Here is a 7,513-nt window from a genome sequence, read left to right as displayed (position 1 = left end):
GACCTCGTCGGCCTCGAGCACCATCGAGTTGTCGGGTGCGGAGGCGGCGGAGGCCGGTGCGGCTGCCGAAGCCGCGGAGGCAGCCGCCGATGCAGCCGCTGCTGGCGCCGATGCCGCAGCCGCCGGCGGCACGACCGCCTGCGCCCACCCGGCCGACGCCCAGCCGACGGCCGAGGCCGCGAGGCTCAGGCGGATCGCGCAGACGCAGAGTCGGAGTGGGAACGGCGGCAGCAAGGGAGCGAGGACATCAGGGGCGGAGGGACGGCTCGGCGCCGCGGCACCGGCACGACGACAGGCGGCGCGCCCAGGGCGATTTGTAGAATCGATTATCCACGAGCAGTATCCCCACATGCCCCTGACCCCTGATCCGACGACCTCCGAGTCGACCCTGCCCCCGCTGGCCTGGCCCGACGACAAGCGCCGCGTCGCCTTCGAAAGCTGGCTGCGGCAATTGGCGGGCCGGGGCATCCACGCGAGCGGGGCGCGGCCGGCCAGCAACGACGCCAGCTTCCGCCGCTACCTGCGGGTCGACACCGAGGCCGGCACGCGCATCGTGATGGACGCGCCGCCCGAGAAAGAGGACTGCCGGCCGTTCGTGAAGGTCGCCGCGCTGCTGCGCGCCGCCGGCCTGAACGCGCCCGAGGTGCTCGACTGGCATGCCGAGGACGGCTTCATGCTGCTGTCCGACCTGGGCGACCAGACCTACCTGTCGCAACTCGACGATCGCAGCGCGCACGCGCTGTATGCCGATGCGAGCCAGGCGCTGGTGCGGCTGCAGGGCATCGAGGCGGCGTCGCAGCTCCCGGCCTACGACCGCACGCTGCTGATGCGCGAGATGCAGCTGTTCCCCGACTGGTACGTGAAGCACGCCGGCCACGTGCTGACGGCCGACGAGCAGGCCCAATGGGCCGATTGCGTCGAGCGCATCGTGCAGAACAACCTGGCCCAGCCGATGGTGCTGGTGCACCGCGACTACCACTCGCGCAACCTGATGGTGTGCCCGGCGGCCGGCGCGGCCACCAACCCCGGCATCCTCGACTTCCAGGACGCGGTCTGGGGCCCGATCACCTATGACCTGGCCAGCCTGCTGCGCGATGCCTACATCGAGCTCCAGGAAGACGTGCAGATCGACCTCGCGGTGCGCTACTGGGAGCGTGCGCGCAAGGCCGGCCTGCCGGTGCAGGCCGACTTCGGCGAGTTCTGGCGCGATTTCGAGTGGATGGGCCTGCAGCGCCACCTGAAGGTGCTGGGCATCTTCGCGCGGCTGTACCACCGCGACGGCAAGGACGGCTACCTGCAGAACCTGCCGCTGGTGTGGCGCTATGCGCACCGCACCGCGAGCCGCTACAACGGGCTGGGTGCGCTGGCGCGCCTGCTGGAACGCCTGGTCGGCGAGACGCGGCAGGACGTGTTCAGGTAATCAGCGCGTCTGGCAACCCGCCGCCGCGAGCCACGGATCGGTCTCGCCGCCGCCGAAGGTCTCGAGCAGGAAATCGATGAACGCCCGCGTGCGCGCCGGCACGTGCTTGCGCGTCGGCATCGCGGCGTAGATCGTGGTCGTCAGCAGGTGCCAGCGCGGCAGCACGCGTTCGAGCGCGTGCTCCATCAGCGCATCCTCGACGACGAACGACGGCAGCCCGGCGATGCCCATGCCGGCGAGCGCCGCGGCGTACATCGTGTCGATGTGCGTCGTGCCGAGCGCGGGCCGCCCCGGCGTCAGCGTGTACGACTCGCCGGACGGCTCGTCATCGCCCCACACGCCCTCGTGGAAGGTCAGCTCGCGCAGGAAGGTCGGCACCATCGCCTCGTGGCCGGCCAGCTCCGACGGGTGCACCGGCCGGCCGCGGCGGTTCAGGTACTCGGGCGAGGCACAGGTGATGACCTCGGAGCGCGCGAGGCGCCGCGCGACGAAGTCGCCATCGAGCGGGCGGTCGCCGACCGACAGGATGCTGATGTCGAAGTTCTCGTCGACCGCCTCGACCGGGCCGGGGCACGACAGCTCGATCGTCACCTTCGGGAACAGCGTGCGGAATTTCGGCAGGTGCTTGGCGATCTGGTGCACCGCGAAGGCCGGCGGTGCCAGCACGCGCAGGTGGCCGCGCGGCTCGGAGGTGGCGGCGCTCGCGAGCGCCTCRGCCTCTTCGACTTCGGTGAGGATCTGCTGCACGCGTTCGAGGTAAAGCTCGCCGGTGTCGGTGAGCGCGAGGCGGCGCGTCGTGCGGTTGATCAGGCGGGCGCCGAGGTGCTCCTCGAGGTCGGCCACGAGCCGCGTGACGACGGCCGGCGAGAGGTTCAGCCGGCGTGCGGCCGACGCGAAGCTTCCTTCCTCGATCACCCGGGAAAACACCCGCATCGAATGCAGCCGATCCATTCTTTCGCCCTCATTGTTTCTTTTTTGACAATGGGGCATTGAAGCACGTGCTGTTTATTGATTCAAGCGCAATGTCTACAGTTCACCCCATCGATGAGGCCAACGCAACAGTGACTCACCGAGGCTGGACAAGACGGCTCTGAACAACCCCTGAAGCCGCCCTGCCTGGAAACGTCAACCCTCTGAAGGAATTCATCATGAGCACCAAGAACTTCGCCGCCCTTGCCACCGTCGCCCTTGCACTGGCTGGCGCCTCCGTCACCGCGTTCGCTGCCGACACCGGCCTGACCCGCGAACAAGTGCGTGCCGAGCTGGCCCGTGCCCGCGCTTCCGGCGACCTGCTGCCGAACTCGGAAAGCTACGGCTACAACAACGCGTCGATCACGCTGCCGAAGGCCCAGGCTGCGGCGACAGCCGACAGCGGCAAGAGCCGCGAGCAAGTGCGCGCCGAACTGGCCCGTGCCCGTGTCGACGGCACGCTGGTCCCGAACTCGGAAAGCTACGGCTACACCACCCCGGTGGTCGCTGGCACGAGCCGCACCCGCGCCGAAGTGCGTGCCGAGGCGGTCGAAGCCGCCAAGGCCCACAAGAGCGACTCCGGCTACGGCGCGCTGTCGACCGGCTACTGATCGCTGAAGCGCGCAGAGCGCAACGGTTGTGGGACACCGCAGAGGCCGCCTTCGGGCGGCCTCTGTCGTTGTCGGGCATCCGTTCCGCGAGACAATGGGGCACCCCCAACCTCCGATGCGGCGCACGCCACAAGCCTGCGCCGCGTTGCCATTGGCGCCGCCATGTCCGTGTCTGCCTTCTTCCTGCAACGCATCCGCCCGACCGACGTGCCCCGCGGCGAGCCGCCGCCCGGCCTGCTGGCCTTCTACTGGCATTTCATCCGCCAGACGCGCTGGCTGTACCTCGCGATGTTCATCACCGGGCTGGTGGTGGCCGGGGTCGACACGCTGGTGCCGGTCTTCATCGGCAGGCTGGTCACGCTGATGCAGGCGCCCGAGCGCGCCGCCGCGTTCAGCGCTGCCGCGCCGATGCTGCTCGGCATGGCTGCGCTGGTGCTGTTCGGCCGGCCGCTCGCGCTGGTCGCCGACACGATGGTGCGCAACATCGCGGTGGTGCCCGGCGTCACCAGCCTGATCCGCTGGCAGAGCCACTGGCACGTGGTGCGCCAGGGCTGGACCTTCTTCCAGAACGATTTCGCCGGCCGCATCGCCAACCGCGTGATGCAGACCAGCAACGCGGTGCGCGAGAGCGTGGTCAGCTCGATCCGCGCGATCTGGTACATCGTGATCTACGGCGTCACCGCGCTGGTGCTGATGGCCAGCGCCGACTGGCGGCTTGCCGTGCCCACCGTGCTGTGGTTCGCGAGCTACGTGTTCTTCCTGCGCCATTTCGTGCCGCGCATGCGCGACCTGGCGCGCGCCAGTTCCGAACTGCGCTCGGCGTTGATGGGCCGCGTGGTGGACAGCTACACCAACATCCTGACCGTGAAGCTGTTCGCCCGCGCGCGCGACGAAGACGCCTACGTGCGCGAGAGCGTCGACGAGCACACGCTTGCGATCGCCGCGCACATGAAGCTCACGACGCAGTTCATGGCGACGCTGTCGGCGATGAACGCGCTGTTCCTGGTCAGCACCGCGACCATCGGCGTGCTGCTGTGGGTGCACGGGCACATCGCCGCCGGCATGGTGGCCACCGCGCTGCCGCTGGCCTGGCAGATCGCGAGCGTCGCCGGCTGGGTCAGCTGGGAAGTGACCGGCATCTTCGAGAACGTCGGCGTGGTGCAGGAGGGCATGGAGACGATCGCGGTGCCGCACACGCTGGTCGACAAGCCGGGGGCCCGCCCGCTCGAGGTGACGCGCGGCGAGATCCGCTTCGAGCACCTGACCTTCACCTACGGCCGCGGCGACGGCAAGCGCGTGCTCGACGACCTGGACCTGGTCGTGAAGCCGGGCGAGCGCGTCGGGCTGGTCGGCCGCTCGGGCGCCGGCAAGTCGACGCTCGTGAACCTGCTGCTGCGCTTCCACGAGGTGGAGCAGGGCCACATCCGCATCGACGGGCAGGACATCGCCGGCGTCACGCAGGAGAGCCTGCGCGGCGCGATCGGCCTGGTGACGCAGGACACCTCGCTGCTGCACCGCTCGATCGCCGCCAACATCGGCTACGGCCGGCCCGACGCGACGCCCGCGCAGGTCGAGGCGGCGGCGCGCAAGGCGCAGGCGCACGGCTTCATCCGCGAGCTGCAGGACTGGAAGGGCCGCACCGGCTACGAGGCGCACGTCGGCGAGCGCGGCGTGAAGCTCTCCGGCGGCCAGCGCCAGCGTGTCGCGATCGCGCGCGTGGTGCTGAAGGACGCGCCGATCCTGGTGCTCGACGAGGCCACCTCGGCGCTCGACAGCGAGGTCGAGCTCGCGATCCAGGACCAGCTGCTGAACCTGATGGAAGGCAAGACGGTGATCGCGATCGCGCACCGGCTGTCGACCATCGCCCGCATGGACCGGCTGATCGTGCTGGAGCAGGGCCGCATCGTCGAGCAGGGCACGCACGACGAACTGCTGCAGCAGGGTGGCCACTACGCGCTGCTGTGGAAGCACCAGTCGGGCGGCTTCCTGGCGTACGACAAACCGCTGCCTGCCGACCCGGGCGCCGACGACGAGCCCGTGATCGACGATGCACCCGTCGACGAGCTGCGCTCGGCCCAGCAGCCCGAGCCCGCGGGACAATAGCGCCCATGCTCCGAATCACCGAACTGCGGCTGCCGCTCGACCATGCCGAAGGCGCGCTGCGCCCGGCCGTGCTGCAGCGCCTGGGCCTGGCCGATGCCGCGCTGAAGAGCGCCACTGTCTTCAAGCGCAGCTACGACGCGCGCAAGAAGGCCGCCATCGTGCTGATCTACACCGTCGACTGCGAGCTCGCCGACCCGGCCGATGAGGCCGCGTTGCTGCAGCGCTTCGCGATCGATCCGCACATCAAGCCGTCGCCCGACACCTCGTACAAGTTCGTCGGCCACGCGCCGGCGGATTTCGAGGCCTCGGGCCGACTGCGCCCGCTGGTCGTCGGCTTCGGCCCGTGCGGGCTGTTCGCCGCGCTGATCCTCGCGCAGATGGGGCTGCGGCCGATCGTGCTGGAGCGCGGCAAGGAGGTGCGCCAGCGCACCCAGGACACCTGGGGCCTGTGGCGCAAGAATGTCCTGAACCCCGAATCGAACGTGCAGTTCGGCGAGGGCGGCGCCGGCACCTTCTCCGACGGCAAGCTGTGGAGCCAGATCAGCGACCCGCGCCACCTGACGCGCAAGGTGCTGACCGAGTTCGTCAAGGCCGGCGCGCCGGACGAGATCCTGTTCGTCAGCAAGCCGCACATCGGCACCTTCCGGCTGGTCAGCATGATCGAGAAGATGCGCGCCGAGATCGAATCGCTGGGCGGCGAGATCCGCTTCGAGCAGCGCGTGACCGATGTGCTGATCGAGGGTGGCCACATTCGCGGCGTGACGCTCGCGTCCGGCGAGCAGCTGCGCGCCGACCACGTCGTGCTGGCGCTCGGCCACAGCGCGCGCGACACCTTCGCGATGCTGCACGCGCGCGGCGTCTTCATGGAGGCCAAGCCGTTCTCGGTGGGCTTTCGCATCGAGCATCCGCAGTCGATCATCGATCGCGCGCGCTTCGGCCCGAACGCCGGCAACGCCATCCTCGGCGCGGCCGACTACAAGCTGGTGCACCACGCCGCCAACGGCCGCTCGGTCTACAGCTTCTGCATGTGCCCGGGCGGCACGGTGGTGGCGGCCACCTCGGAAGTCGGCCGCGTCGTGACGAACGGCATGAGCCAGTACTCGCGCAACGAGCGCAACGCGAATGCCGGCATCGTCGTCGGCATCTCGCCGCAGGACTATGCGCAGGACCCGGATGCGCCGGGGCCGGTCAATCCGCTGGACGGCATTGAATTCCAGCGCCGGCTCGAGTCGCGCGCCTTCGAACTCGGCGGCGGCAACTATGAAGCGCCGGGCCAGCTGGTCGGCGATTTCGTCAAGGGCCAGCGCTCGCGCGAGTTCGGCAGCGTGCAGCCGTCGTACAAGCCGGGCGTGCTGCTCGGCGACCTGCACCCGAGCCTGCCCGACTACGCGATCCAGGCCATCCGCGAGGCGCTGCCGGCGTTCGAGCGGCAGATCAAGGGCTTCTCGATGCCCGACGCGGTGCTCACCGGTGTCGAGACGCGCACCTCGTCGCCGCTGCGCATCACGCGCGGCAAGGACTGGCAGAGCCTGAACGTGAAGGGCCTGTACCCGGCCGGCGAAGGCGCGGGCTATGCCGGCGGGATCATGTCGGCCGGCGTCGACGGGATCGAGGTCGCCGAGGCGCTGGGGCGGTCGATCCTCTCGTAGCCCGGATGCCAATCCGGGGGCGGCCGTCGAAGTCAACCCGGATTGGCATCCGGGCTACGGACTGACCAGGTAGTCGAGCGCCAGCGTCGCGAGCGCCTTCACGCCCAAGGGCAACGCCGCCTCGTCGAAATCGAAGTCCGGCGCATGGTTCGGCGGCGCGTTCTGCGGCGTCTTGCCGGGCGGCGTCGCGCCGAGGATGAAGAACAGCCCCGGCACCTGCTTCTGGTACTCCGAGAAATCCTCCGACGCGCTGATCTTCGGCAGTTCCATCACGCGGCCGCTGCTCGCGCGCTGCAAGGAAGGCATCATCCGCGCGAGCAGTTCGCGCGGGTTGTCGGTGACGGCGTAGGTGGCCGGCCCGAAGCTGACGCTCGCCTGCGCACCGCTGGCCGCGGCGATCGATTCGGCGGTGGTCACGATGCGCCGCTTCGCTTCCTCGCGCATCGCCTCGTCGAAGCTGCGCAGCGTGCCGCGCATCTCGACGCTGTCGGGCAGCACGTTCTCGCGGTTGCCGCCGTGGATCGACGCGATGCTCAGCACCGCCGGTTCATGGCTGATGTTCAGCTGGCGGCTCACGATGGTCTGCAGCCCGGTGATGATCTGCGCCGAGACGACGATCGGATCGATGCCGCCCCACGGCGCGCCGCCATGCGTGCCGCGGCCCCGCACCGTGATGCGCAGCGAATCGGCGCCGGCCAGCATCGGCCCGCCGCGCACGCCGAGCACGCCCGAGGCCAGGTTCGGCGAGATGTGCAGGCCGA

General features: G+C 69.8%; 7 protein-coding genes. 4 read left to right on the top strand and 3 right to left on the bottom strand.

All coding sequences use genetic code 11. From position 1 onward, the window contains the following. Nucleotides 1-234 (bottom strand): hypothetical protein (locus AC1D01_RS14270; RefSeq protein ID WP_477867262.1); only part of this gene is annotated, 234 nt, incomplete at its 3' end. Between the two features lie 115 nt (nucleotides 235-349). On the opposite strand from AC1D01_RS14270, the gene AC1D01_RS14265 reads away from it, so the two are divergent. Continuing rightward, a complete protein-coding gene (locus AC1D01_RS14265; RefSeq protein WP_477867260.1) occupies nucleotides 350-1,420 on the top strand; it encodes an aminoglycoside phosphotransferase family protein in 1,071 nt (356 codons plus the stop codon). Here AC1D01_RS14265 and AC1D01_RS14260 read toward each other — a convergent pair whose 3' ends face one another. After that, complete coding sequence (locus tag AC1D01_RS14260) at nucleotides 1,421-2,353, bottom strand: LysR family transcriptional regulator (RefSeq protein ID WP_477867258.1); 933 nt, start codon at nucleotides 2,351-2,353, stop codon at nucleotides 1,421-1,423. A 215-nt stretch (nucleotides 2,354-2,568) separates the two neighbouring features. Between AC1D01_RS14260 and AC1D01_RS14255 the strand changes: the two genes are divergently transcribed. The 3 genes from AC1D01_RS14255 to AC1D01_RS14245 all read left to right on the top strand — a co-directional run bounded on the left by AC1D01_RS14255 (nucleotide 2,569) and on the right by AC1D01_RS14245 (nucleotide 6,752). Beyond that, nucleotides 2,569-3,000, top strand: a complete 432-nt coding sequence (locus AC1D01_RS14255; protein WP_477867256.1) for a DUF4148 domain-containing protein — start codon at nucleotides 2,569-2,571, stop codon at nucleotides 2,998-3,000. Nucleotides 3,001-3,162: 162 nt separating this feature from the next. Next, nucleotides 3,163-5,103: an ABC transporter ATP-binding protein gene (locus tag AC1D01_RS14250; protein WP_477867254.1), complete on the top strand. Its 1,941-nt coding sequence runs from the start codon at nucleotides 3,163-3,165 to the stop codon at nucleotides 5,101-5,103. Between the two features lie 5 nt (nucleotides 5,104-5,108). Then, nucleotides 5,109-6,752, top strand: coding sequence for an NAD(P)/FAD-dependent oxidoreductase (locus tag AC1D01_RS14245; RefSeq protein ID WP_477867252.1), 1,644 nt, complete (start codon nucleotides 5,109-5,111; stop codon nucleotides 6,750-6,752). 54 nt (nucleotides 6,753-6,806) lie between these two features. Here the strand turns inward: AC1D01_RS14245 and AC1D01_RS14240 are convergent. Continuing rightward, a partial coding sequence (locus AC1D01_RS14240) for a M20/M25/M40 family metallo-hydrolase (RefSeq protein WP_477867250.1) occupies nucleotides 6,807-7,513 on the bottom strand: 707 nt, incomplete at its 5' end.

The organism is Rhizobacter sp. P3_B12 (genome assembly GCF_056402895.1).
This window is presented reverse-complemented; position numbering and strand designations above follow the sequence as displayed.